Below are 26,607 nucleotides of genomic sequence, written 5' to 3'. Positions count from 1 at the left end.
CAATACGCCACGCAAATGTCTGGGGTACAAAACGCCTGCAGAAGTCTTTCGGCAAAAATTAGTCGCAAACAGACATCGTTATGCGTAAGCTCAAACGGCAAAAGTCGCGCTTCAGCATGACCTCACAGCATGACAAAAACGCTCGACTGGCTCTGCTTTAGCAGACAGAAACTTTATCATACAGCAATGTTTTTCAAGAAATCAATGAAAGCTCTGACCTTTGCCGGTATATGACGTGTATTCGGATAAATCGCAGACACCGCTTGTTTTGGAAAACGAAAATCAGGCAAAAGATGAAGTAAGCGCCCTGCAGCGATATCGTCAGCGACCAACCATTCAGGCAACAATGCCACTCCGGCGCCGCGCAAAGCGAACTCCCGCAACGCTGAAGAACTATCTGCCGTTATCATTGCCTGAGTTTGCATATCGAGCATTTCCTGAATTTTGTTTGGCGCTTCAACCTTCCAGATTAATGGTGTGTCCAAACGGCTATGTGCCATCCACCTTAAAGCTTTAAGCTCATGAAGACTGGATGGCTCCTGAACATTTCGATTTTCCAGATAATCCGGTGCTGCGACCGGAAGAATGGAAAATGTTTCAATCAGAGCCGCGCGATACCCGGTATCTGCGATCTGTCCCAGACGTATTGCAATATCAAAACGCTCTGCAACCAGATTAGCATGTCGAGATGATGCGCTGTGTTGTATTTTCAATTGCGGGTGCATTTGAGAGAATGCAGCAAGTGCAGGAACGATTTTGTAGACCCCATATTCGAGCGTGGTTGAAATCCGTAACAGCCCGTTCAGTTCCTGATGCCCGCTCCGCGCATCCTCCTCAGCTAGAGCGGCATCTTGCAGCAGTCTTTGCCCGTGTGTGTAAAACCTCTGCCCGGCCTCAGTCAGCATTAAACGCCGCGTCGTTCGGGTGAGCAGTGATACGCCGAGATCAGATTCAAGTTGCTTGATATTAAAGCTAATAACCGCCCGCGTCTGACCAAGCAGCTCCGCCGCTGCTGTAAATGATCCGCTATCAACAACCGTCACAAAAATATTGACCCGTTGTAAATTGAGCATGAGAACAGTGCCTATTGTCAAAATTATTCTGCTATTTATTTCAGAATTGTCAGGCTTATCATCATTACCATAAGGCGTATAGACGGGTCTTCGTAAGGAGATCCCATGGCATACCGGACTAAAATCGCGACTATTTATCTGCTGGGTTTCTTTCTGGACCTTATTAATCTCTTTGTCGCGAGTGTTGCTTATCCGCTCATCGCACGCGATCTTAATGCAACGGTGACAGAACTTAGCTGGATTGGCACGGGCTACATTCTCGGCCTGACATTGATTATACCTTTGAGCAGCTGGTTATCTAAACGCTACGGCGCCAGAACCATATTGCGACTGTCGCTGACGCTGTTTGCAGTTGCTACAGCGGGCGCAGGCATGGCCGGATCAGTTTACACCCTGATTGCATGGCGGGTATTCCAAGGTTTGGGTGGTGGCCTGCTTATTCCGGTTGGCCAGACTTTGACATATCAGCATTACCGGCCGGATGAACGGGCCGGCCTGTCTTCGGTCATCATGCTCGTTGCCTTACTCGCACCGGCTCTCTCGCCTGCGGCAGGCGGGATCATTGTTGATTACCTTGGCTGGCGCTGGATATTCTTTCTCAACCTGCCACTAGCACTTTTAACACTCTGTTTTGCCCTTATCTGGCTTAAAACAGATAACCAGCATACCAGCCCTATTCCGCCATTTGATTTCTTCAGCTTTCTTACCGGCTCACTCGGATTGGTGTTTTTATTGTTTGGCCTGTCACAACTCGCCGATCAAGGAATGCTCTACAACGGAACACTTAGCGTTTTAGCCGGGCTGGCAGCTATCGCCCTCTTCATTCGCCTCAGCCTGAAAAAACCACAGCCCATCCTGAATTTGCGCTTAACCGCTGATCTCCTGATGGGAACATCAATGCTTGTTTATTTGCTGATCCCTGGTGTGTTTATTGGCATCAGTATGATTACAATGCTTTATCTTCAATCGGTACTGGGAATGACAGCCGCAAATACCGGTTTTCTGATGCTCCCATGGTCGCTGGCTTCATTTATTGCCATCAGCCTGACCGGAAAATTCTATAATCGATGCGGGCCACGTCCGCTGTTTATGATGGGTTGCGTCCTGCAAGGCTGCGGTATTGCTATGCTCTCTCAAACACAGAGTGCAGACCAATATTCGCTGTTCATGATTGCATTCGCTTTTATGGGCTTCGGCGGCAGTCTGTGTAGCAGCACTGCACAAAGCACTGCCTTTATACAGGTTCAAGCATCCGATCTGGCAGATGCCAGCGCAATCTGGAACATCAACCGGCAGCTGGCCTTTGGTTTAGGCGTCGCTCTTCTGTCTCTGTTTCTCAGCGCCATTTTATCCTGGCACGCTGTTACTGATGTAACCGACCCGTCTCAGTCCAAAGCTGCGATACAGGCTTTCCATAGCTGTTTTCTGATCATCGCCCTGACTGCTTTGATCCCGCTCGCCATATGCGCGCGGCTACCAAACCGTGAAATTCTTGCCAATCTTCAATCCCAAACCTAAGCAAAAGAGATTCACAATGACACAATCCGATATGTATTTTGGCCTTATCCGCAACACAGTCAGCATGATTGAGGACTGGTTTAGCGGCGCCGATAACAGTGCTAAACTCTATGAAAAACTCATGGCCGGTTTTTCAGCAGATTTCACAATGATCACGATGGGCGGTTCAGAGCTTGGCTATCCTGAAATCAGTGCCTTTTTTAAAACACAGGCCGGTGCAAAATCAGGGCTGAAAATTACCCTCGAAAATATGTCTGTTATATATGAAGGTGCTGATGGCGCTATTGTAACCTATCATGAAATTCAGGAGCAGCCAGGCCACGAACCAAAAAAGCGCGTGGCGACAACCTTCCTGAGCAACATAAGCACCCAATTGCAATGGAAACATTTGCATGAAACATCGGTTGCTTAAACTGAGACGCAAGCGGTGTGGTTAACCCTTTTTACAAAGCCTGAAATGCAAGAACGAGGCGGCGCAACACTGACGCTGCCCGTTCACCGGTAACACTTGAGACAAAAACAATGTCCCGTTTCGGTAATGGCGGTAATTTGGTCTTCTCACTAATATCTACCAGTTGAGAAGGCGCAGCTTTATATGTCAGCAACGCCACTGCCAAGCCAACATCCGCACCGGCCGATTGTTGCGTGCTGCATGAGTTTAGAGTTAATTCCGGCTAGGTCGGAATGACAACGTAAGTGATCAGGGTCGTGCCCGTGGGGATGTTGCTGTGGTATCGGACAGGCAGTAAGAAGTGTGCAAACTGCTGTATGCACGAAGGGGTGCAGTTTGAAGGCTTTATCAATTGTCGCGTCAAGCGGACTGAAAATCGTACGCGGTCTCAAAACGCTTGAGGTGAGGCGGTAGTCTCCAAGCCTTCGGCCCGACGAAGAACTACTGATCGTTGAAAATGATGGATTCCTACGAGCAGATGGCGAAGAGGATCAAGACGGTAGAGCTGTTGCCATCGTGAGGATCGCATCTGTCACGCCGTTTCTGCATACCGATATGGCCGCAGCTTGCGCGAACTATTTTGAAGAGGGATGGTTAGCGTGGGAACTTACGAACATACGGCGGATTACTTATTCAAAGACGGTGCTCGCTGCGCGAGGCATTTATGAACTCACTGTAGACCTCTAGTATCCATTATCGCCCAGTTGATCGGCGGACCTGCAAAGCAATCCAAGAGTGTCAATTCGCACAGCGTAAGTAGCCCCGACTATATCGTTTCGACCCGAGCGGAACGCAAATTCATCGTTCGTTCGGGCTTAGCGTACTATTTTTGACTGCGCTTGTTCAGCCCCCTATAATGGCTATCATAGCGTTGTTGCCGACAACATCAGCAAAGACCGCAGAACACGGTTGCGCAAGCTCAGACGTTACCCAGAGCTGCGCAAGTTTGTCATTGAACAATTGGAAGCCCATTGGTCGCCAGAACAGATCTGCGGCCGACTAATTAGCCTTGGCCTGAGCGCGATACGTCTGTGTGCCGAAACAATCTATCGCTTCATCTATTCAAAAGAAGAATATGCCCTGAAGCTGTATGAACACCTGGCTGAGATGCGAACAAAACGCTGCCCACGCGGCACCAGACGATCGCGCAGTTCCCGCATTCCAGAAGCATTTCGTATTCATCAACGTCCTGATTTTATTGGCAATCGTCTGCAATTCGGCAATTGGGAAGGTGACTTGGTCATTTTCGATCGACACCTTGGAGAAGCCAATGTCATGACATTTGTTGAATGCAAGAGTCGTTATTGCGTCATCATTAAAAATAGCAGTCGGCACTCTAAACCTATCATGAACAAAATCATTCAGACCTTTGCTGCGCTGTCTTATCATGCACGCCGCAGTTTTACCTTTGATCGTGGTTTCGAGTTTATGGGGAATAGGGCTTTGGAGGATGGAATGGGGGCAACAAGCTCGTTTTGCGACCCAAACTCACCATGGCAAAAAGGTGCGATTGAGAACATCAACAAGCGCGTTCGACGGTATTTACCCAGCAACACGGACCTAACGCTGGTTAGCCAGGTTCAGTTAACTGCCCTCGCCCACAATCTCAATGCAATCCCGCGCATGTGTCTTGGATTCAAGACACCCGCCGAGGTTTTTGCTAAACTTTTGCAGGAAGCGGCTTAATTAGATACCCTCACCATAGGCATGATGTATTTGGGATAGCTTCTCCAAGGCGCTGTAGTAAAGATAAAAACTTGCATAAAATACCTGAAAAACGTATATTACGTAATTAAAGGAGCGACCATTATGAAGCAATTCACCTTTTCTGACATGAATCGCCTGTCCGGTGAAATACTGGAAACAGCACTGATCGAGCCGGTTTCTCTCACGAAACGCGGCAAGGAAAAGCTGGTTATCGTTACAGCGGATGCCTACCGCCGACTTCTGGGGAAGCCGCAAGCAGATGCTTACGGTCTGTTTGATGCCCCGGATCATATACACCGCGAACTAATGGACGGACTGGATGCGATCATAAATGAAAGTGACACAGATGCTTGAACGCGGCCAGATCGTCAGGTTCTTCTATCTCTGGAAGTGGCAGGCAAAAACCGGCGAGGAATCCGGTCGGAAAGCGCGCCCGGTTTGTATCGTCATTCGCACGCCGGATAATCCCGCTCGGTTGTTCCTGTTTCCGATCACCTCACAGGAGCCAGACGCCAGCCGCATAGCTCTTGCCTTTAACCAGATTGAATGCAGACGGGCCGGATTGGCTTATCCTTGCTGGATTATTCTTGATGAATATAATCTCGTCGATCTTGATCACCCATATGACTTTGATGGCACCCGTCCATTAGGCGCGGTCAGCCCCGCGTTCCTCAAAGAAATCGCGAAGAAAATTCAATCCGCTGCCGCTGATGGTAGGTTGTCTGCGTTTCAACGATCTTAATAATCAGATTGTCATTTAGAACGCCGATAACGAATGTATAATGCTGTTTTGGAGCGCGCAAGAGTAACAACGATGGACCCACAATTTGGACGCGTTGATCCAGCAAACTATCTTGATTGCGCTAGCTGGATACACCACAAACAAAACAGTAACTGAAAAGGCCCTAGGCCGAAAGGGTATGCGATTCAAAGAATGCTACCCTGACAGACAACGGCGCTATGGTCTGCCTAAATGCCATAGCACTCTAATCCGGAACTTTTATCAAGCCACAATCGGGCTATGGCCCGAGCCCCTAACCATCTGGCGCCCGTGTTTCGTACGACCCACGGTTAAGAGAAGATCGAACAAAGTGGCCTGACACAATTTGGTCCCGCGCTTTATGAGCTCAACATCGACAATATTTGCGCCAGTATTCCGCAGCCCAAATGCCGTGTCTTTGCAAGATTGTCTGGCCAAGGAATTGCGGCTGCGTGAAATCGATACGATCGAGCAGCAAATGCGTATGAGGTCAGCCTGGCTCAGTTGACTGCCCTCGCCCATGATCTCAACGCAACCCAGCGCAAGTGTCTTGGATTCAAGACACCCGCTGAAGTGTCAGCTTCCCCTTTGCAGGAAGCTGCATAATCAGATACCCTCACCATAGGGATGATGAAGTTGGGATAGCTTTTCCAACAACAGCAGACCCTATGTGAAGCCCTGAGAGTTGCCGAAATAGCGGCGCTTGCCGTTAGTATATTTCAGAAAATCGGGGTTCGTACACTTGTGGCATCAGACTCGGATTTCATTGAAGCGCCAGCAAATATCGCCCGAGAAACAGGAATTCAGGCGGAGTTTATGTAAGCCAGAAAATCCGAAAAATCCTATCATGTAAAAAAACAGGACTCACGCTGTGACGGTAAACATATGTATGTCGTATAGGCCCACTACGGCACGCACCGACTCTTCTCAGCCGCAAAAAATGCAAGATGTACTATGCCAGTTAGGACAAATGATGGAAAAATAGCATTTCATCTGTTCCGACAGGATTTTAGAATATCCGGTCTGCTCCTTCATACAGAATACGTATTTTCGGTTCATTTTGAGAAACGAAGCAAATCAAAGATACGCAAAAAATCTTTGCCCCATATATTCATTATTAACTATCTAAAGTAAAAGTCTATTTCTCCAAAAATGGCGCTATTGTTAATGACGGCACCGTTTTTGCCGGATGGAGTAACAATACCGTTGTTATAAAAATTCCATTTTAGGTTATTGATTTTTGGCTGAAAATTGCCTTGTGGAACAAGTTTAACATTTATATTTGTCATTCTAACGAGCTCATCAGGTGGAAGATCATGCCAATCATCGGTATAAGGCTCAAAGCATTCGAGGAGTAAGTTCATGGCAGATGGCATATCAACTGTTACCTTCGTTGATGCAAACTTAGAGCCAACAAATTCCATTGTATATGTATACGCATTTTCCGTTTGAGAAACGAACGATATTCGTGCTTGTAAGCTTTCCCCTGGCACTACTGAGACACCATCGCCTCTGACATAATTTTTATCGTCCTTAGTGTACCAGCAAGACACGTTCCAGCTCTTTTCATTGGGATCCCAAGTTAGTACAGGCTGGATCAGTCCTGCGCGGTTACTATCCGACTGCAGGCCATTCCATAAAAAAAGTGTTTTTTGGCCTGGATTTGGGGAAGTTGGAACGATCCAGGAAGTGGTGAACTCTTGGATTATTGGATCGGTTGCAGATGTTAAACCGACACTTGCCCACGCCGAATAGTTACCTATCATGCCCGTGATAGCTTTTCCCCCACCGAATTGTAGAGGCCGGTGACGCAATGTATTTGAGTTGGTCATTTATTTTCTCCAATTATTTTTATATTCATATTTTGTCATTTAGAAATGAAATCTTACTATATATAACTATTATATATTTTCCTTTTATATAATAGAATGGAGGCAAGATAATAAAAACAAATATTAATGCTGTTGTAAATAGAAAAATAAACAATAAAAACTCATGCTGATGTCAACTTGCCGCGTTTCGTATTGATCGGATTGGGCTTCGCGAATACCCATTGCGTCGGTGGAATGCGCGGTTACGGCGGTCGTCAGCAAGAAACCCAACGCGTGCGACTTAAATTTGAAAATGAAAGCCTCGTTAGAATGTGCAGGGCGTCATGTTCGAAAATCTCGGCCCAAAAGAACTCGAACGGGATAGAGTATGCCAATGAATGGAATGATGTTTCCAGTCTGTTCGACCTGGGCGTGGCATTATGCACTGCTCTTTTTCCGATACCATCATCGAACCGACACGTTTACCTGAACGCACTCCTTGTCCCTCTGCAATATTGCCGCATTTGGCCAGATTTGGCAGGTCTTCCCGTAGTGGCTTAAGGCTTAAGTGATCACATCACATTGCGATCGGAGCTTAGGGGGTACCACATGCGCTCCAGTATCGCATAAATTTGATCGTCGGATAGATCGAAACTGCTGCAAAACGGATGCGTTCGCTATCATTTTCCGCTCGAACATGCCATCAGCGCCGTCAGGGCGAGCGAGAGTAAAACACCGAACGTCGATCGACTTAAGACGACCAACAATCCAAATGTAGAACAGAAAAAATTGAACGCAAATTCTCACGATATAACGATAGATCGCACGCATGCAGGGATGATCATCTTTGCGCTTGCGTTAGGGGGCTTCTCCATTGGAACGGTAGAGTTCGCCGCTATGTCTCTCGTACCCTACTTCGCAAGCGATCTGAATGTTGATCCCGCGGCGGCTGCTCATGCGATTTCAGCATATGCTTTGGGCGTCGTCATCGGAGCACCTGTTCTTGCAGCCTTTGGTTCAAAATTTCCTCGGAAAGCTCTGCTCATTACTTTGATGGGGTTTTACGCGTCTGCCAATTTGGCCGCTGCATTTGCGACGACCTATCCAACCTTTGTGGCTCTTCGTTTCCTTGCGGGCTTGCCACACGGCGCTTATTTTGGGGTTGCAGCCCTGGTTGCGGCATCCCTCGTACCGGTAAACAAGCGATCTTGGGCCGTCTCGATGGTGATGCTTGGGCTAACGTTCGCCACGCTGCTGGGAGTTCCGGGTTCGAGTTTCATCGCACAGAACTTAACCTGGCGATTTGCCTTCGGCTTTGCTGCATTTTTGGCATTTATGACAGCCATTCTTGTGCTTTTTCTTGCTCCTAATACAAAGTCGACGTCCCCTACAGGCGCGTTCGGTGAGCTTGCCGCACTCGGCAACAAGCAAGTATTATTAACGTTGAGCGTTGGAGCGATTGGCTTTGGCGGCCTATTTTCAGTTTTCACCTATGTTGCAAGTACTTTGCAGGAAGTCACCCGCGCTCCAGACTGGGCCGAGCCGTTAATGTTCGTCATTTTCGGGGCCGGGATGGTGAGCGGCACTTGGATCACTGGGCGAATAGCGGATCGTAACCTTCTCGGGACAGCAGCAATGCTGCTTTTGCTAGCCTTGGTCATGCTAATTCTGTACCCTTTCACCGTTCATAATCTCTGGTTGATGGCGCCTTGTCTGTTTTTCATCGGGTTTTCCGGATCACTGGGCTTACCCCTTCAGACCTACTTGATGGACGTTGCAGGTGATGCGCAAACCATGGCCGCGGCAAGTCACCACGCAGCTTTCAACATCGCCAATGCACTCGGCCCGTGGTTGGCATCAATGGCGATTGCTCTTGGCTGGGGTTACGCTGCGAGCGGCTATGTCGGCGCTTTATTGGCTGCATGTGGATTGGTATTACTGCTTTTCGTTGCAAAGCAAGGCCGTACACAGCATAGAACTGTCATTCAACGAGCTGATAGGCCAGGCGGAGGGATGATTGATGTCGTTTCGACGCCATAACAATCCTGCCTTCATAATTCCATTGAGGGGCTACTCATAGTGCTCTTTGCTCGCCTGAGGGTAGCACTGTGAATTAGCTAAGCGTCCATTCTGCTGCTTCTGATTGAACAAGAGAATCCTCAATTCCGACTATTAGATCTGCCCAAGTTGGGTCCTCGGTAAAGCTGGCCAGCGAGCCACATGCAAGTATGAGTGGCTGCTTACCTAGCCGTTCGGCAATGTGCATCGCACAACCAGCCTGTTCCAACTCGGCAAACGGATCCACCTCCGCAGGCCGTAAAACTCGGTGTCCCCATAAACAAGGCATCACATCCGCTTTAAGTTCGTCTGCGAACGAACCGAACCCAAGAACTTTCATCACTCGCCAAATCAAATAACGCATCAAGGGCAGATAGATGGTTTGTCTGCTTCCGCCGAGAGTTCTCACGCCTGGCAAGATCGAAGTGACCAAAAAGGCCGTCACCATATTGGGCACCAAGCGCCGTTCGCCTAGCGCACGGCGCAGGCTAGCGACATCGAATTTTACTACAAAGCCTGGCTGGGCCTCGCTGAGGAGGGCCCCACCTTGCAGGCGAAGCGGAAGGATCCTGCCGCTGTCCATGCCCCAGAAAAGATCTGTTGTCCTCCTGATCCAGCCAGCCCAATGTCCGGCATTCAAAATGTCCAATTCGGCAAGCAGCCGAGATGCGAATGCACCATCTCCGACATAGCAGCGAGCAAGCCAGGAATCCCGATCCGCTAGGTGCGAAGCAACCAAATCAGCGACGTCGATGTCATCGAGCTGAAGGAAGTTGAAACCCGATGGAAACCAACGATCCCAGATGGCTAGGCTCCCCGCCTTTAAAGCCTCTGCTCCTGACGAAAACTCTTCAGTCGGCAGGTACCCGTTCAATCGCGCGGCGGAGCGATTTGCAGGCGCCTCGCCTTGGCGGCTGGAAAACGCAAACCTGTATGGCCCGCCAGGCGCGCATACGTTATATGGCACCATCCGGCTGCGTGTCAGGCCGAAGATGTTGACGGGTTCATGTTCCAAGTGCAACCAGCCAGGACCTTTCTTGGCTTTTTCGACAAATTTTACGGTCGAAACTGCGTAGGAAATATGCCAGTGGCGGGCATGCTCTTTAAGACCCATCAACCCGAAAAGGTGTGTGTAAAAGGCGTCTGGCTCGATTGCGAGGAGGCAATGTGGCCCCGTCTGCATAATGGGCGCATCGCTGAGCTGTTGCCGTGCAGAAAGAGCTTGTTGTGGATCGAAACCTGCCTTTAAGGCTGCATGCTCGATACAGGCCTGAAGTAGCGACATGGCTTTCGTGCGATCACCACCTTTAACATCGTGTTGGCTTACATCATAAACAAACCGGGCATATTCGGTCAGCGGCCGCGTCCAGAACGGGGCAATTTTTGGCATGAGGTACGACAGGGCGCTTACGGCACTGGCCTTTGAACATGGATTTAAACCCTGTGGAGTTAATCTATTCATCGAAGAGAGGACGCTTTCCTAGTGGCAGCAGCAGTCGGCATGCCGCGTACAAAGACAGGAGAACTACTGTTACAATCATGAAAACCCCATAGTTTGCGAAAGCTGTTGAAGGCAAAATGGAATCGCCAAGCGCTGCGACGAGCCCGTAAACTATTAGGCCAAAACCCATGCAGGTGGCTTGGATCACTCCCTTTACGCGCCCTAGAAAACGAGGAGTGACGGTACGCTGAATTTCGACGTCAATCAGGATTCTCGAGGTGTTGTAGACGGCACCGAGGGCCGCAATGAGGGCGACTGCGGGAACAAACGACGGTACTGCGTAGAATGCGGACATCCCGGTGGCTGCCGCAAATAGCGCATATCGCAAAGCTCCCGTTGTTGGAGTGCGAAAATAGGCGGTCGTGAGAAGAATGCCAGAGACAACAGATCCAACTGCCCAGGCGGCTTCGAGATTGCCAAACTCGATTGACGTTCCCTGCATCTCCCGCAGAACGTAGCCTGAGAGCAAGGTGTTGATCAACATGCCAGTCGTGTAGATCTGAGCATAAATGATCGCAAGGTTTCTAAGTGCGCCCATTCTCCAGATCTGCGCCACGCCCTCAGTCTCATGCTCAGCTTCCACCGGCACTTGATGGCTGCGCCGACCCTGCGTTGTGCGAATGGCTCTCCGTAAATGTTGCATCAACAGCGTGGATGCTATGAAGCAAAGGGCAATCGACCAGAATACGTAGCGATCAGACATCAAATCGAGAAGGAGACCGACGGCAAACGCACCAGCGAAGTTACCCGTCTGCATGCCAACGTAGGACCAGGCGTTGAAGGAGACAAGTCGGTCAGGGGGGCTGATCGATGGCACGATGGACTGGATCGCAGTCATATAGAGCCGATCAGCGGCAGAATATGATATCACCCCGATGTAGAGCGCGCTTGAGCTAATCCCTCCCGCAAGTGAAATACCCAGCATTGCAACAACAAGGATTCTCGCCAAGTCGGCAGCAATACAGACTACTTGTCTGTTCCATCGGTCGGCGATGATTCCGGTTGGACCGCTTACCACGAATTCAGTCACTGTGCCGGCGATCAGAAGAAGTGCAACGGCGCGAACGCTGTCGGTTGCAACCAGCATAATCCAGGCCGTTGCAACAAAGAAGGCGTTGCGGCCAACACTGAAAAAGAACATGCAAGCAAGAAACAGGCGGCGCGAGCGAACTATCATCTCGACTGAAATCTTTGTGATGATACCGGCCCCTCGGCAATCTCCTCGCCGACTGATCTTGCCGGCCGCCATGACCAATCAACATTGGGCCCAGTTTCTGCGTTGTTGAGCAAGGTGAAAGGTAGTTGCTCGTAACTAAATTCGGCGGGAATTGCCGGCCTAATCATCCCATTGACAAAATCCTTCAATGACCGCTCAGAGTTGGAGGAAACGATCGTATAAAAGTTTCCGCTGTTCCAGGTAACAACGGAGAAACGAAAATTCTGCCTCAGCGCTGCTATCGTTTCTTCCAGCCCAACTTCATAGTTCGACATGGTTTTCAGGATTTCGCTTTTTTTTGATGCAATCTGTGTACGGGTGAAAAAACGAGACTTGAACTCTTCATCCTTCTGATGCTCTCGACGATCATATTCCTCGCGTTTAGAGTGTGAGAGCTTCTGAATTTGAATGAATAAGCCATTCTCTCGAATTCTCGGCACCACGAAGGCCAGTTGGTTGTCACGGTCTGCCCCGTACATCTGAAATGTCGTGTCTTCCAAAAGGACATCAAAACCGTCTCGAAACGGGTGAAGATCGACATTACTCCAATAGCTTTCTTCGGTCAGATCGAAGAAAGGGCCATAGTAGAAATGGGCATTGCTACTTCCTCGATTTGCGTAAAAACTTTCGCGATTGCCGGCTGTCGGGCTACAGCAGAGGGTATTGAGGCGACCATCACCAAGCTTCGCCAGCGTACGCGCGAACGTGCCCTCTCCAGCGCCAAGAGTATAGACTGTCGCTCCTCGCCTGGTGCGCGCCCAGGCTTCCAAAGCGTAGGCAAGTATTGCCGATCCGAGACGGCACTCCTCTTCCACACGGAATGGTATGCTTGCGAAGTAATGGCTGTCAAAATGTCCCCAAAGCTGGCGATGGCTATCCCAGAACACAAGGCTATCTATGTCGTACTGAAGGAGGCCCTTGTCCGGCGAAGGTTTCATGAGACCAGGAGCGCCGGCGATGCCAGTTGCCGTATTATTGAAGAAGCATGCAAACGTGTTGAGGCGCGGCGCTTGCCGCCATTGTTCGATCGTCTTAGGGCTGACCACTTAGCAACTCCTTAGTAAGGATGCATTATTTACGTTCGCCCACCCTTTGATAATAGCAAAATATATTATTTAAAAATATATACGCGTGAATGTGTAAGGCGCAGATATCCAAATATTATTGTTCTTACGAAGAGACTCAATATCTTTTATCAAAATCTATTATCGATTTTATTCGTAAACTTGGTCGCGGGCGATGCGACTATACATAATGAAATTAAAAGCTTCGCCGATCAATTCCCAATTTATTATTATATTATTGGGAATGAAACAATATCGCACTCCGGTGAAAAGGTGTTTGGCGATTGCTTCCCGGGATTATTGAGCATGTTTTCTCATGCCCTGCTCCGAGAAGCAGTTGATGGGAAAACACCGCCCACTTCGGTAGCAAATATGTTTCAGATGACGACCGGAGATGCGGGCGGGTAACATTGCCCCTCGAGGCTTCTCGGAGAGACTAGGGCTGACTGCCGTTATCAGATCCGCCGGCCTCATGGCGTGGCATGCATCACCCGGTCCACGTCACTCAAACGCCGGGTGGGCACGCTTAGTACGCTACCAAGATTACCACCAATTGCCCGCTAAGATATCGCCAATAGGATCAAAGGAGAATTCGCCGATACAATGGCCACCTGCACCCCTAATTTGAATAGTGTCGCAGGTGGCCATAGCTCGAGAACCTAGCGTGATCTAGGCGATGTATCGGGCCCGATTTATCTTCTCAACAGGTCATTAATTGCGCTTTCAATGAATACCGTGTCAGCATCATTCAATCCTTCGCCTGCAACGTGGCCCCAGTGGGATTCCAAAATCCGAAATTCCGCATTAGGGACTTGTGACGCTTCCCGAGCAGCATCTTCGACGGTAAAGTACAGATCGCTGGATGAAGGCATTATGATAGTGTCGGCCTTTATCGCGCCCAAAGCTTTGTCGAGATCGAACTGATACTTCTCATTTGCGCTAATATCTGCACGCTGCCCCGTCCATAAATGAGCAAGAATATCGTTTGCATCACGCTTTAAAAACCAATTCTCCCAGAATCTTACAAGGAAATCATCAAGTGATGCATAACCAAGTGCTTTTTCGTCCAGTCGCTGGCGAAAAAATGCAGGAGAGAAACCCCATGCGGCGTAAATCCGAGCCGCGACGCGAAGACCGGCATTTGGTTGCTCTGAATAGACGCCATTGCAAAACTTGGCGTCCATCTCGATGGCCGCCCTCACACTGTCAAAGAACACATGAAAGTGCCGCGATGTACGGGCGGCACTCTGGAACGCGAAGAGACGTTTCACCATTTCAGGATAGGCTGAAGCCCATTCGAATGCCTGCGCCCCACCCAACGACCATCCTATGGCGAGGTGGACCGCATCGATACCGAACCTCTCCCGTAACAGTCGGTATTGCTGTTTGACGTTGTCGTAGATTGTAATGTGTGGAAAGCCGCCATTTGTCTTTGCGTTTGGTGTGTTACTGGGTGAGCTTGAAAGGCCGTTACCGAACATATTGGGTACAACGATGAAGTATTTATTGGGATCAAGCGCCCTTCCTATACCGATTAGCCATTCTGCATCCTCATGCGTAGCTGCAAAGGAGGTATTATAGACGATAACGTTGTTTTTCTTTTCGTTTAAACACCCATAAGTCTTGTAGGCAAGTCGCGCGCCGGCCATTTGTCTCCCTGATTGCAACGTGATGCAGCCGAGTTCGAAAACGTCATGTTTCAATTCAGTATCTCCATTGACGAGCCTGCATTAAAAGCAGCGCTACTGCGGGAAAAATAGCCGAGATAAACAAAGTTGCCCGAAGACCGATGGCGTCTATTGTCTGACCGCCAATGAACGATCCGGTTGCGATGGCGATGTTAAAGACCGAGACAAAAAGTGCGGTCGCAATTTCAATGGCCGATGGTGCGGCTTTCATCATCCACGACTGTAGAGTGACGGACACCCCACCATACGCTAGGCCCCACAACACGAGCAGGCTGATTGCAGGAGCAGGTGTCCCGCCCAAAGCCGCAAAACCAAGAATTGCAGTCAATAGGCCGATAGCAATTGTGCCAAGAGCAATCCCGAGCCATTTTCCGGCAATAGTGCCTAAAAGAAAGTTTCCGATAATTCCTGCTAACCCAAAGATAAATAGTAGTCCGGCGATCCATTCAGGAGAAACCCCAGAAATTGTCTGCAAAGCAGGGGTGATAAACGTGTAGGCCATGAAATGCCCTGCCACGAGCATCCCTGTCAGAAGCAATCCGAATTGAACTGACGAACGCTTTAGTTCAGCAATAAACTGCCAGGGGCGAATAGATTGAGCAACAGGCAGACAAGGTAGGACCCACAAGCTAAGACAAAGGACTATCGCGCTGAATACTGCCATCGCACCAAATGCCCATCGCCAACCGAAGGAATCCCCAATCATTGTGCCGACCGGGACACCAATTACCGAAGCCGCTGCGACACCGCCAAAGATTATTGCCGTCGCCAATCCGGCCGATTGAGTGGGTGCCAACCGCGGCGCAAGTCCACCAGCAACTGCCCATATGCCGCCCATACAAATCCCGACTGCGGTCCGCGCTAAAAGCAGCCATAGGAACGTTTGTGCGATGGCAGATGCAATATTTGCTGCAGTCAGTAGAAGAAGTAGACCTGCAAGAATATGCCGCCTGTCGATGTCGCTTGCCACAATGACTACAAAAGGCGCAAAGAAGGCTGCAAGAATTGCAGGGACTGAGACGATCAACCCGGCGGAACCGACTGAAATATTCAGTGCTTCTGCAATCGAGGTGATCGGGCCCACCGGTAGCATTTCCGTCGTCACGACTGCAAACGTTGTGAGGCTCACAACATAGACAGCTGCCCATCTTCGGACTCCCTCCTTGAGGGTTTGCTCCGCTATTAGTTCCAAATCAGTTTCCTTTCATCTCAGGGTGAGTAAGTCTCGCCGCTCTAGATGAAGTGCTTTACTAGGTCTGATAAATCTATAAAGTAGGTTACATTCGCAACAGATGGGACATTTTGGATACAATGCTCGATCATTTTGGAGATGTGTTGGCATTTGTCCGTGTAGCAGATACGGCAAGTTTCACGCAGGCTGCCGCCCGGCTAGGCATCACTCGTTCAGCGGTTGGAAAGAGTATCGCTCGGCTTGAGGATAATCTCGCGACACGCCTTATCCATCGAACCACGCGGAGTGTGAGCCTGACAGAGGAAGGCAGACTGTTTTACGACCACGCTCTTCGTATCCTTTGCGAGGTTGATGACGCAGAGGCGACACTTGCTGAGCGCAATCAAACGCCGAAAGGGCGACTTCGTCTCGACATTCCCACCGCATTCGGTCGACTGCATGTCCTGCCAGTGCTTCAACGTTTCCTCTCCCAGTGGCCAGATCTAGAAGCAGACGTCACATTCTCGGATGACTATTGCGATCTCGTCAGTGACGGAATAGACGTCGCAATTCGTATTGGCGGACCGACTGACAGCGGTCTGATCCGCCAAATTCTGGCCCCTCACCGTTTTATCACCTGCGCCTCGCCAGCCTATATAGAACAGCATGGAACCCCATTGAGCATCGACGATCTTCAATCTCACCAGAAGATCGTGTTCACCTACGCAAATTCGTCAGTGCCATGGCGTTATCAGATAGGGGGAGAGCTGCGCGAGATTGCGGTTCAAGGAGGCTTAAGGCTCAACAACACCGAAGCAATTCGCGACGCCGCGTTGAACAGTCTTGGCATCGTTCAGCTTGGCGCCTTTCTCGTCGGCGAAGATATCAGGCAAGGACGGCTTTTGCCCGTACTGCAGGAGTTCTACCGAGACGAACAACCTATTTCTGCCGTCTATCCTACACGCAGGCATGTCTCGCCGAAAGTGCGGAGATTTATCGAGATGATCCGAAAGGAATGGATGGCCCGACCGCCTTGGGAGTAGTTTCCGCAGGCTACTATCTTGAAAAATGCAACTTTGCAAAATAAAATTTTAGGTCTTCGTTTTGCACCAACCAAGTACTGAATCCAGAGCCCCTGAAGGCATGAATTCTCCTATCGGTTCATTCGCCATCTCTGCTGCTCCCGATCTGTCGTCAGGCAGGTTATGGTTACGGTTATGATGTTTTCGAGACTTAGGAAACGCTGTAAAATTTAACATAGTGAAGCTAAGCTCAGCTACGTCACCATGAAGCGTAATCGCATTGGCGCGAGCCTACTCCAGGCATATCAGAGACGGGAAACAATCATACTCCCGAAAAGCTGACTCAAAAGTATGACGCTAGCAAGCGCAACACCGAACGACATGAGCCAGTTTATCTCCGCCCGAAGCAATAGCCGCTCCCGAATACTAAGCAAACCTGCATCACGACGCCGTTGCTGGCGATGTGTTAACATTATTGCACACAGCGCAAAAAAGAACATAGGCAGATACCCGAACAACAATTCCGGCAACTGTCGTAATGTCGCCGAACCAGAACTGATATTGACCATGAATTTCAAAACTGCGAGCTGGTGCTGATAGGGCATAAAACTAAACAGCAAACCTGAAATGGCGAGCGCATAGAAAATTGTGTGGCGGATCCGTAACGTCACCGGCCAGTCAACGAGCGGTGCTGGCGGTGCAGTATTGATCTCAAGAGCCCAGTCCTTCGTGCTTTTCCCGAGAGACCGGTTGCGATCATCATCCCAAAACCGGCGATAGGCCATACGCTGTAATACGAAAAGCATGACAACCGAAAGGAAGGGGATAATGACATATAGCAACGCTACGGCACCGGCGTTGCGTTCAGTCGATCCGCGCAGCATCGCAACCGCAATCCACCCACCGAACAATGAAGCCCAACCCACGATGAAGAACACAACTACAACCACCGCTCGCCGTATTCTATGTCCGTTCATCCAGCGATGCAGTCGGTCTAGTGCCCCGATCGGTCCAGGTGGAGGAATTTCGGTCATGCTTTGTGCAACCCCCGGGATTAGAAGCCAACGCAAAACGCTAACGCTGCATTGACGTAGTTCCTTCTTAAATTCACGGAAATATCCTCAAAAGGGAAGCATTAAAAGCCAAATATGATCGAAACCGTAATTTGTTTCTTGTGCTTGTCGGAAGAAGAAAAACGGAACCTACCGAAGAATTATCATTTCACTCCCCGAGTATAAGCCCCACTCGTAAGAATAGCCGCTGTTGCCAGAGCTACTGGCTTCATACTAATAAACCCCATGGGCATTCTGTTCTTCCGTTGGCGTAAGTGAGTTGAAGGAGATCGCCGAAAGAAAAACGCATAGAAACCTGGTCGAGATCGCCAATATGGTGCACGCTATTTGAGCCCCAGCATTCTTCACCTTGAACAACATCATCGGTGGCAACGACGCTGAAGCGGCGCACGACGATCGCCATCGCACATGCACCCAAGCATTCCGCCTGGCGAGACGGCTTATTTTGCTATTGAATGCCGCCCAACCATCAGTATTGTGACTTTGGTTAGACATGATGCAACCCATTGAGACCATAACTTTAAACAGGAAGAAGATGAAGAGCTTACTCACTGCAACTGGGATTCTACTGGCAATCACATACAGCGCCAATGCTGAAAGAAAGCCGACCATCCTTGACCTTGCTGAGCAAGGATTTGAAATCAAATCATCATCCGGAAACTATGTCTTTCTGCAAAATGAGGAGAAAATCTATATTTGCTCTTTCTTGCAGGTGAGTGAATACAATGTAGCGGCCGGTGAAATCGATTCAATCAAGTTCGACTGTGCAGCAATCAAATGAAAGGAGTGGTTTATGGTCTTGCGGTTCTTCAAATTCTGATCGGTCTGCTGTTCATCGTTGGAGCGCCAACAACGCAACGATTAATATTGGGCACAATATCCTTCGGGTTCGGATCAGTTTGTTTTGGTATTGCGGTGATAATTGGTCAATTGGATAGCATCCGCTCCAGCCGAACTAAATGATAACTATCTTTCTGATTTTAGCTTCATTTTGATCGTGGTGGACGGAATGCTGCCAATATCTGAGACGCCGTCCACCAGCTCAGCGCGCGAACCACCAATCAAAGCCACACCATTTGCAATGAATGAACGATATTGGTCCTCTGACTAGATATCATCATCTGCGAGCCATTCCAGTCCCGCAAAATAGGGAAAGCTGCGACTGGATCATCGCGCAATCTCCGGCAGGTTGGGCGTATCCAACCTCGTTTTAGATCATACTGATCATCCCCGGAATTTAATCTAACAAAGGGTGACTGAGAAGACGTTTTGACACTGACTTCATCGACGACCAAGTCTTCAAACGTGGAACCTCTCCACCCCTCTGACGGATTTGCTTGGACGTCTCATTTGATCGTCGGTACTAGTAGGCTAGATCGGCAAATCATAAACACTACACACTCTGCATGTTTCCGTGTCATTGCTGAGCAAGCAAGTCATCGGAAACTGGAAAGGCGAGAGAGATAAAATCGTTATCAAATAGAAATTACAATTGAAGCTAGAACTAGATGCGGAACACGAAAGACATCGCCTTGGTTTTTGAAAGAAGCGGAACCAATACGCCCTGGGGTTAGGCTTTATCACACTCGGTTCAGCGCTCGACCGTGTTTTGATCGGTAGAGTTGAGTGTGCTCCGCTCTTCTATTCCGCTACTTCGCGAGAGATCTTAGACTATTAGCATCTGTGTCCTTTCAAGGTTTCTCGTCTAATTCAAGAGTTATCGACGCACTGGTTCCTGGCCCGTTGAGATGTCTTTATTTGTGTAAGCCAAAAATAATCTGACCTTCACTCTTTCCAATAACTGGACTATGGCGGCAGAAAATTGCGGCCGAGATTTTTTGGGATGATCAAACACTGCTTCTCGCCAAGCGCCAAAGAAAATATGGCCCACCAATGAATGCTGCTAGAACCCCTGCAGGTATTTCGTACGGGAAATTTACTGTACGACCAAGCCAGTCTGCAAAAATCAATAGAATCCCCCCAATTGCTGCAGCTGAAAAAATCCTAGGCAAGACATGTCGAGGGACGAGTGTGGCTGCAATATGTGGCGCCATCAACCCAACAAAACTGAGTGGCCCAACGATTAGTGTGGCGGCACCGGTAAGAACTGAACAATAAACCAGAAGAAAACCCCGCGAGACTGGTAGGGAAAGCCCGAGAGAGCGTGCGCAGCCCTCTCCAAGAGGAAGAAGTTGGAGCCAGCGTACAAACATCGGCAGTAACAGCAATGCCAATAGGAGGATCACTCCCGCAGTGGAAGCCATTATAGCGTTTGCTCTGAACGTTGGCCCCATAGACCAGACGAGGATCAATGCCGCCCTCGGGTCGCCACTAGCAACAATAAATGCGATCAGCGACGAAGCAAAAGTTCCGATTGCTATTCCAGCGAGCAAAAGGACTGCAGGGGCGTAACTGGCTTTCCGTGAAATGCTGATAATGACTAAAAGTGTCAGCAATGCCCCGATACTCCCGCCACCAAGTGATGCGAGCGGGGACGCACCTGCGAGAATAAATGCGGCGACAACACCAAGCCCGGCACCTGCACTTATTCCAAGACCTTCAGGACTTGCTAGCGGGTTTCCGGTCATTGACTGCAATATGGTGCCCGCTACCGCTAACATTGCACCTGCACTTCCGGCCGCAATTACGCGTGGCCAACGAGCGCTAACAAGCTCTCTCAAAGGCAAGGTATCGAAGAAAAAATGCTCCGAAAGCGAGAACGCTATTACGATGACCAGAACCGTTAACGTTGCGATTATGGTCTTATAAGGTTGGAGGGTAGTCTGTTGTCGAGGCAGTGAAGTATCTATTTGAGCTGGCAGGGTCGCTGGTAGCTTTCTCAAAAGCAATAACAACAGCAGCGAGCCGGATAGCGCAGTCACAACGCCTGTGGGCACTTCAGAGATGCAGCGGGCAACTACAACGACCAGTGAATCGGCCAGTAGCAACAATGCCCCTCCGAACAACGGAGCCCAGATCAAACGACCTCTAAACGTTCTTACCCCAGAAAGCCGAGCCAAATGAGGTGCGGCAAGGCCGATAAATGCAATTACGCCCAATCTGGCGACAACGAGTGCACAAAGTGTAGTCGCTAGCAAAAGGGAAAGCATTCGCACAGCGTCAATCGGTAAACCCAAGCTTCGCGCGGCAGAATCCTCGAGACCTGCAACCGTGAGCGGACGCACCAATAAAGCAAGCAGAGGAATGAAGAAGAGCAACCGCCCGGAAAGAGCAACTGCTGTCGAATAATCATTCTGAATGATTGAACCACTTGCCCAGATGAATGCTGAGCGTAGATAGTCATGGTTTAATAGCGCTAAAATGACAGAGAAGGCACTGGCGACAAAGGTGACGACCATCCCGATAAGCAAAAGTGTCGTGGGTGCGAAATTACACTTCACTGCTAGAAGTGCCACGATTGCTAGAGCCGCAAACGCGCCAATTATTCCAGCGTGCTCCTGTTGGATAGGTGTGAGGGCCGGCGCCGACAAAGATGCAACTATGATCGCGAGTTGTGCACCTGAAAGCAGCCCCAGCGTCGCTGGTTCGGCGAGAGGATTGCGAAGCACTTGTTGGAATATTGTTCCCGTTACTCCGAGGGCAGCACCTGCTAGCAAGGCGACAATGACCCTCGGAAGCAGAGAATAATGCAAATAAATCTCACCGTATGCCATCGGATCTGGATGGAAGATTGCGTGCCAAATGTTCATGTATGGAACCTGCCCCTGAAACCCAACCAAGGTCAGTGCGAAGGCCATGGCAAGCAAACAGGACAACAAGTTTAGAGGATTGAGCATAGTTTGCTTCATGAGAACAGCAATGCCTTTGCCAAGTTGTCAGCGAAGCGTAGGGCAGACGGAACGCCGCCGAACACCCATGTCGGCGGTATCGACGTGACGCGTTTGATGCGGACCATTGGCAGCGCTTGCCAGAGGTCGCTTTTTAACAGCGCTTCGGGCGGTCCTGGTTCTACGATGACGACGCGTGCATCAGTAAAGGAGGCTATCGCCTCAAGGCCTACCGTTGAAAAGCCCCAATGGCTGCCAGTTCGTTCCCAGTTATTGACGAGACCCAGACGTAAAAGCACATCGTGAAACAAGCTACCTGGACCATAAATATCGATCAGGCGGTCGTTAGCGAATTTGATGAGAAGCAATGGGCGATTGTCATGAGACTGAAGCTGATTGCGGATTTTGTCAAATGTGGCGTCAGCGTGTGTGAGATAGGCTTTTGCTTCCGTTTCGCGCCGCAATTCGATAGCGATTGCCGCCAAACCACCCTGTGCATTGCGCAGTGGGGTTCTTTGATTGGTGTAAAGTGGAAGAGAGAGTGTCGGCGCGATTGCCTCAAGTTGGCCGGGCGATGGACCGTAGCCCGCCTGAGCGAGGATGAGATCCGGTCGCAATGATTTAAGCAATTCCATATTCGGCCAACTTCTTAAGCCGACATCGGTTACTGTATTCGCTAAGACTGGCGCAACAACGCGTTCTCGGTACAAAGGCGCCTCCGCGACGGCTGATGGCAAAACCCCTAATGCCAGAACCGATTCAGCCCAGGCCCAGTCAAGTGCGACTATTCTCTTTTCACTTGATCCAGCCAAGGCCTGTTGGGCCGCAAATGGTGAACAGCAAAGCGCGGCGATGATATCTCGCCGCGTTAATCCCATTGGCCGATGTTTATTTACCAAAGCGCTACCAGCTCTTCTTCAAAGTGCCATAGACGGTCCGGCCTTCACCCCAGTAACAGCCGGTGGCCGCGATACATGAGGAAACATATTTCTTGTCGAACAGATTGCTGACGTTCACAGATGCTTGGAGGCCCTTGAGCTGCGGATCAGCCTTTTCAAAATCGTAACGGATTGCAGCATCAAATAGTGTGAAGGACGGAATATCAAGTTTATTGGCCGTGTCACCATAAGTTTGTCCCATGTAACGCGCACCACCGCCAATGCTAAGACCACCCCAGGCATCACTTGATTGGACCGTATAGTCGAGCCACAGAGATGCCTGGTGTTCAGGCACGAAATTCAATCGATTGCCTTGATTGCTGATCCCGTTCTTCACATTATCCTTGGTGATATCGCTATCGGTATAGGCATAGGAAGCGATCACCGAAATTCCGTTGGTGATCTGTGCTTTACCTTCCAGTTCCAAGCCGCGTAAACGCACTTCACCTGTTTGTATATTGTTGTTGAGATGCTGTGGATCCGGGGTGAGCACGTTCTGCTGTGTGAGTTGATAGGCGGAGAGAGTGACAAAGCTGTCCATTCCCACCGGCTGATATTTGATTCCGACTTCGTACTGTTCACCGGTCGTGGCTTGAAAGGGATTGCCAGCGTAGTCGGTGCCATTTTCGGGATTGAAGGACGTCGAATAGCTTGCGTATGGCGACATGCCGTTGTCGAAATTATAGACTACACCTGCACGCCAGGTGAATTTGCGGTCCTTCGGATCAACCGTCGCTTCATTGAAGCCGGTTGTCGTGTAATTGCGTGTACGCGTCTCTGTACTGGCCCAGTCATACCTTCCACCTAACGAAAACACAAAGCGCTCCCACTCGACCTGGTCCTGCGCGTAGAGACCTACCTGAGAACGGTTCTGACGAATATTCATTGCAGTAGGAGGTCGCGAGATCGGCGTTCTACCGAACACAGGATCATAAACATTGAATGGAGTAGTGATGATTGCTAGCTGAGATTCGTCATATTCGCTTTTCTCAAGGGAATAATCTAAACCGAACAGCATCGTATGGTCGGCTGCGCCCGTGGAGAACTTGCCAATTGCCTGATTATCCAGCGTGAAAAGTCGAGAGGTTTCAGGGAAGGCCCACGCGTAACGATAAAGTGCCGCGGGGTTACACGCCATCCCGGCGAGACAAACCGCAGCAACGCGCTGACTATCAGACTTCACATAGGCGTAGCGTGCATTCTGTTTGATCGTCCAATCTGCGTTGATATCGTGGCTAAACTCGTACCCAATCATCGCCTGATCAACCACATAGCGGTCGAAACCCGGCTCCCCAAGGAAGGCACTCCGCGGAAGTTCGGGATAAGTATCAGTATAAAGAGTACCGTTAGCGGTTAGAGCTGGAGCACCGCCCCCGCCCTTCGAGTCGATCTTCTGATACTGACCAAGCAAAGTGAAACTGGTGCTTTCGTCGGGTTTGAGCGTAATTGAAGGCGCGATATATCCTTTTCGTTCAGTCACATAGTCGTATTGCGTATCTGCAATTCGTCCAACACCGACCATGCGATAGAGGACGGATCCGCTTTCATTGGCCCGTCCGCCAATATCAAAGGCGGTTTGGTAACGTTGATCCTTTCCGAATTGCAATTCTACTTCGCGGATCTCCTCGTCTTGCGGCCGCTTGCTGACCATATTCAGCATACCTCCGGGCAGGCCTTGCCCGTAAAGCACAGATGCTGGGCCTTTGAGCACTTCCGCACGCTCTAGACCAAACGGCTCCACCCGTGGTTGGGAATATCCCCTCGCCCCAAATGGCAGCCGAAGCCCGTCAAGATAACGCGCAGGACGAAAGCCACGGATAGTCAACCAGTCGTAGCGGACATCAGTGTCGCCATATTGCGTCACAACACCCGGCGTGTAGCGGAGTGCCTGCACGATGCTTTCCACACCTTGCTTATCCATTTGATCGCGGGTTACGACATTAATGGCTTGCGGGATGTCCCTAATCGACGTTCCAGTTTTCGTGGCAGTCGCAGCTTGCGACGCGACGATGCCTGCGACCGGCCCCCACGGGCTTTCTCCATCAACGGTAATTGTGTTAAGGACAGTCGTACCTTCTAACCCTTCATCCGTTACGTTTGCAGCGGAGGCGACAACTAGAGCTACAGTTGAGGGTCCTGACGTTTCAACATTAATACCGGTTCCTGAAATCATGGCTCGTAACGCCTGAATAGGCGTCATCGAACCATTAACGGCATTAGATTTTTTTCCGGCAACAGACTGGGAAGTAAAGCCAACATTCCAATCAGTTACACGCATAAATTCGGATAGAGCTGCAGCCAACGGTTGGGATTGGATACTAAACACCATCGTCCGGCTAGTGCTTGAATTCTGGGCATATGTTGCAGAGGGAGCAAAAACGACGCCGATTGACAACACAGCGGAGCTGGCAAGCGCGAGCGCTAATCGTTTAGCACTGATGCTTCTGTTCAGCGCATTTCTTTTGATTTCCTGCTTTTTGCTCACACTTGTCGTCATTACAGTCCCTCATGTTCCAAGAGGGCTAAATCACCTTAGTTTTCAGCCCATATACAATGGACAATCGAGCAAACAGAATCTCACAAAAAAAGATGACAAATTATTGAAGGATTAAAATGCCGCCTGGGATCCGACTTACCGATCCGCCCGCAGCCGTCACGAGCGATCTAATTGCCAGTTCTGGGTTATCCAACCTATATCGACCGTTTACACGCGTTGATGCAAGTTCGGTATTCAGCGTAATGATAGAATGAGGATAATAGCGGCTCAACTCATCTAACACTGAAGAGAGGGGCCTGTCCTTAAAACTAAGCTGCCCCCTCACCCAAGAAAGCGCCTCGCCGGTATCGGTTTTAACGACTGGCGAGAAGTCATTTAAAGTTGCGCGAATACTTTCACCGGGCAACAGTACTGCCTGCATCAAGCGATCGGGCATTTTAGTTACTTCGACCTTCCCGTGCTCAAGTACGATAATATCCTGGGTTAGATCTTTACGTACAGAAAACGCTGTCCCCTTCACCACAACTTCTGAAAACGATGCGGTCACTTTGAACGGACGCAGCGGATCAGGGACAACGTCGAAGTAAGCTTCTCCTTGCAGCAGCTCAACTGAACGGTGGTTATCCACGAAATCGAGTTTAACTGCTGAAGCTGTGTTGAGGGTAAGTTTTGAGCCATCTGGGAGTACGATGATATAGGTTTGACCAGTGGCCGTAATGTAATCAGCCTGCCATTCCAACAAGAGAGCAGGATATTGCCAGATACCGACTGCCAGAATGACTGCTGCAGCTGTAACCATTGCCCATGACAAGCGGTGGCGCTGCCGAATGCCTTTGTGAACAGGGCTAGCGGAGGCGCCAGATTTATCAAGTTGATTGGAAATGGTGAAATTTGCCAATTGGAAAGCTACCAGGTCCGCTTCAGGAAGTGCCCAGGCTTTGGAAACCTGCTCGAACGTTCGCCGATGATCTGGCGAACTGTTCAGCCATGCTTCGAATTCTGCTTTGACAGGGCTGTTGGGAGACACCCCTTGAAGCAGAAAAAGCCAGTTCAAAGCAGCATCCGTCACCGGATCTTTATGCGAAAAATCCGGCTCATGAGTTGCCTTAACCGTTGTCTTCTCTTTCACCAGGTAGCGTCCAGTCCAGTAAATATATTGTAGCCCCTTCTATACAGGGGACAGTTCAGATGCTCACATCTCACAGAAATTGTGAGAAAAATTTCAAAAACCTTGAGTAAATGAGCAGCTTTACGTCGCATGAATCTCGAAA

20 protein-coding genes and 3 pseudogenes are annotated in these 26,607 nt (G+C 49.7%); 10 read left to right on the top strand and 13 right to left on the bottom strand.

The window, feature by feature from the left end:
• Positions 1 to 176: 176 nt before the first annotated feature.
• On the bottom strand, positions 177 to 1,073 hold the full coding sequence (locus tag QSJ70_RS14245; protein WP_215779189.1) for a LysR family transcriptional regulator: 897 nt from the start codon (positions 1,071 to 1,073) through the stop codon (positions 177 to 179).
• A 105-nt stretch (positions 1,074 to 1,178) separates the two neighbouring features.
• On the opposite strand from QSJ70_RS14245, the gene QSJ70_RS14240 reads away from it, so the two are divergent.
• From QSJ70_RS14240 to QSJ70_RS27750, 7 genes and pseudogenes are all read left to right on the top strand, one after another.
• Complete coding sequence (locus QSJ70_RS14240) at positions 1,179 to 2,591, top strand: MFS transporter (protein ID WP_285537279.1); 1,413 nt, start codon at positions 1,179 to 1,181, stop codon at positions 2,589 to 2,591.
• Between the two features lie 16 nt (positions 2,592 to 2,607).
• Positions 2,608 to 3,003 carry a nuclear transport factor 2 family protein gene (locus tag QSJ70_RS14235; RefSeq protein WP_285537278.1) on the top strand — a complete coding sequence of 132 codons (396 nt, stop codon included), beginning with the start codon at positions 2,608 to 2,610 and terminating at the stop codon, positions 3,001 to 3,003.
• An 891-nt stretch (positions 3,004 to 3,894) separates the two neighbouring features.
• A pseudogene (locus tag QSJ70_RS14230) lies at positions 3,895 to 4,728 on the top strand (IS30 family transposase); the annotation flags it as partial.
• Between the two features lie 123 nt (positions 4,729 to 4,851).
• Entirely contained in the window at positions 4,852 to 5,103 is a 252-nt protein-coding gene (locus tag QSJ70_RS14225) for a type II toxin-antitoxin system Phd/YefM family antitoxin (RefSeq protein ID WP_215779185.1), read from the top strand.
• Entirely contained in the window at positions 5,081 to 5,491 is a 411-nt protein-coding gene (locus QSJ70_RS14220; protein ID WP_252349138.1) for a hypothetical protein, read from the top strand. Before QSJ70_RS14225 ends, QSJ70_RS14220 begins: the two co-directional genes overlap by 23 nt.
• A gap of 309 nt (positions 5,492 to 5,800) precedes the next feature.
• Positions 5,801 to 5,984 (top strand): annotated as a pseudogene (locus tag QSJ70_RS14215) (ISNCY family transposase); the annotation flags it as partial.
• 11 nt (positions 5,985 to 5,995) lie between these two features.
• Positions 5,996 to 6,115, top strand: a pseudogene (locus QSJ70_RS27750) (IS30 family transposase); the annotation flags it as partial.
• 515 nt (positions 6,116 to 6,630) lie between these two features.
• On the opposite strand, the gene QSJ70_RS14210 reads toward QSJ70_RS27750, so the two are convergent.
• A complete protein-coding gene (locus QSJ70_RS14210; RefSeq protein ID WP_215779183.1) occupies positions 6,631 to 7,341 on the bottom strand; it encodes a hypothetical protein in 711 nt (236 codons plus the stop codon).
• Positions 7,342 to 8,157: 816 nt separating this feature from the next.
• Here QSJ70_RS14210 and QSJ70_RS14205 point away from each other — a divergent pair.
• Positions 8,158 to 9,360 (top strand): MFS transporter, encoded by a 1,203-nt coding sequence (locus QSJ70_RS14205; RefSeq protein ID WP_285537274.1) that lies wholly within the window; start codon positions 8,158 to 8,160, stop codon positions 9,358 to 9,360.
• A gap of 73 nt (positions 9,361 to 9,433) precedes the next feature.
• Here QSJ70_RS14205 and QSJ70_RS14200 read toward each other — a convergent pair whose 3' ends face one another.
• The 5 genes from QSJ70_RS14200 to QSJ70_RS14180 all read right to left on the bottom strand — a co-directional run bounded on the left by QSJ70_RS14200 (position 9,434) and on the right by QSJ70_RS14180 (position 15,976).
• On the bottom strand, positions 9,434 to 10,768 hold the full coding sequence (locus QSJ70_RS14200; protein WP_285537272.1) for a hypothetical protein: 1,335 nt from the start codon (positions 10,766 to 10,768) through the stop codon (positions 9,434 to 9,436).
• Between the two features lie 64 nt (positions 10,769 to 10,832).
• Entirely contained in the window at positions 10,833 to 12,056 is a 1,224-nt protein-coding gene (locus tag QSJ70_RS14195) for an MFS transporter (protein WP_285537270.1), read from the bottom strand.
• Positions 12,053 to 13,141, bottom strand: coding sequence for a class I SAM-dependent methyltransferase (locus QSJ70_RS14190; protein WP_285537268.1), 1,089 nt, complete (start codon positions 13,139 to 13,141; stop codon positions 12,053 to 12,055). The genes QSJ70_RS14195 and QSJ70_RS14190 overlap by 4 nt, the downstream gene beginning before the upstream one ends.
• Before the next feature lie 710 nt (positions 13,142 to 13,851).
• On the bottom strand, positions 13,852 to 14,862 hold the full coding sequence (locus QSJ70_RS14185) for an alpha/beta fold hydrolase (protein WP_285537266.1): 1,011 nt from the start codon (positions 14,860 to 14,862) through the stop codon (positions 13,852 to 13,854).
• Between the two features lies 1 nt (position 14,863).
• On the bottom strand, positions 14,864 to 15,976 hold the full coding sequence (locus tag QSJ70_RS14180) for an MFS transporter (RefSeq protein ID WP_285537264.1): 1,113 nt from the start codon (positions 15,974 to 15,976) through the stop codon (positions 14,864 to 14,866).
• Between the two features lie 203 nt (positions 15,977 to 16,179).
• On the opposite strand from QSJ70_RS14180, the gene QSJ70_RS14175 reads away from it, so the two are divergent.
• Positions 16,180 to 17,061, top strand: a complete 882-nt coding sequence (locus tag QSJ70_RS14175) for a LysR family transcriptional regulator (RefSeq protein ID WP_285537296.1) — start codon at positions 16,180 to 16,182, stop codon at positions 17,059 to 17,061.
• 284 nt (positions 17,062 to 17,345) lie between these two features.
• On the opposite strand, the gene QSJ70_RS14170 is transcribed toward QSJ70_RS14175, so the two are convergent.
• Together QSJ70_RS14170 and QSJ70_RS14165 are read right to left on the bottom strand one after the other, a co-directional pair.
• Positions 17,346 to 18,074: a hypothetical protein gene (locus QSJ70_RS14170; RefSeq protein ID WP_285537262.1), complete on the bottom strand. Its 729-nt coding sequence runs from the start codon at positions 18,072 to 18,074 to the stop codon at positions 17,346 to 17,348.
• A gap of 247 nt (positions 18,075 to 18,321) precedes the next feature.
• Positions 18,322 to 18,516, bottom strand: coding sequence for a hypothetical protein (locus QSJ70_RS14165; protein WP_285537260.1), 195 nt, complete (start codon positions 18,514 to 18,516; stop codon positions 18,322 to 18,324).
• Between the two features lie 132 nt (positions 18,517 to 18,648).
• Here QSJ70_RS14165 and QSJ70_RS14160 point away from each other — a divergent pair, with 132 nt between their 5' ends.
• Positions 18,649 to 18,894, top strand: a complete 246-nt coding sequence (locus tag QSJ70_RS14160) for a hypothetical protein (RefSeq protein WP_215779169.1) — start codon at positions 18,649 to 18,651, stop codon at positions 18,892 to 18,894.
• A 1,066-nt stretch (positions 18,895 to 19,960) separates the two neighbouring features.
• Here QSJ70_RS14160 and fhuB read toward each other — a convergent pair.
• The 4 genes from fhuB to QSJ70_RS14140 all read right to left on the bottom strand — a co-directional run bounded on the left by fhuB (position 19,961) and on the right by QSJ70_RS14140 (position 26,465).
• Positions 19,961 to 21,910 carry a Fe(3+)-hydroxamate ABC transporter permease FhuB gene (gene fhuB, locus QSJ70_RS14155; RefSeq protein WP_285537257.1) on the bottom strand — a complete coding sequence of 650 codons (1,950 nt, stop codon included), beginning with the start codon at positions 21,908 to 21,910 and terminating at the stop codon, positions 19,961 to 19,963.
• 8 nt (positions 21,911 to 21,918) lie between these two features.
• Positions 21,919 to 22,779 carry an ABC transporter substrate-binding protein gene (locus QSJ70_RS14150; protein ID WP_215780560.1) on the bottom strand — a complete coding sequence of 287 codons (861 nt, stop codon included), beginning with the start codon at positions 22,777 to 22,779 and terminating at the stop codon, positions 21,919 to 21,921.
• 25 nt (positions 22,780 to 22,804) lie between these two features.
• On the bottom strand, positions 22,805 to 25,117 hold the full coding sequence (locus QSJ70_RS14145) for a TonB-dependent siderophore receptor (protein ID WP_252349136.1): 2,313 nt from the start codon (positions 25,115 to 25,117) through the stop codon (positions 22,805 to 22,807).
• 319 nt (positions 25,118 to 25,436) lie between these two features.
• Entirely contained in the window at positions 25,437 to 26,465 is a 1,029-nt protein-coding gene (locus QSJ70_RS14140) for a FecR family protein (protein WP_285537253.1), read from the bottom strand.
• Positions 26,466 to 26,607: the final 142 nt, after the last annotated feature.

It is taken from the genome of Brucella sp. NBRC 12950 (assembly GCF_030268145.1).
Taxonomy (GTDB): Bacteria; Pseudomonadota; Alphaproteobacteria; order Rhizobiales; family Rhizobiaceae; genus Brucella.
The sequence above is the reverse complement of the archived record's forward strand: the minus strand, read 5'-3'. Positions and strand labels throughout refer to the sequence as shown.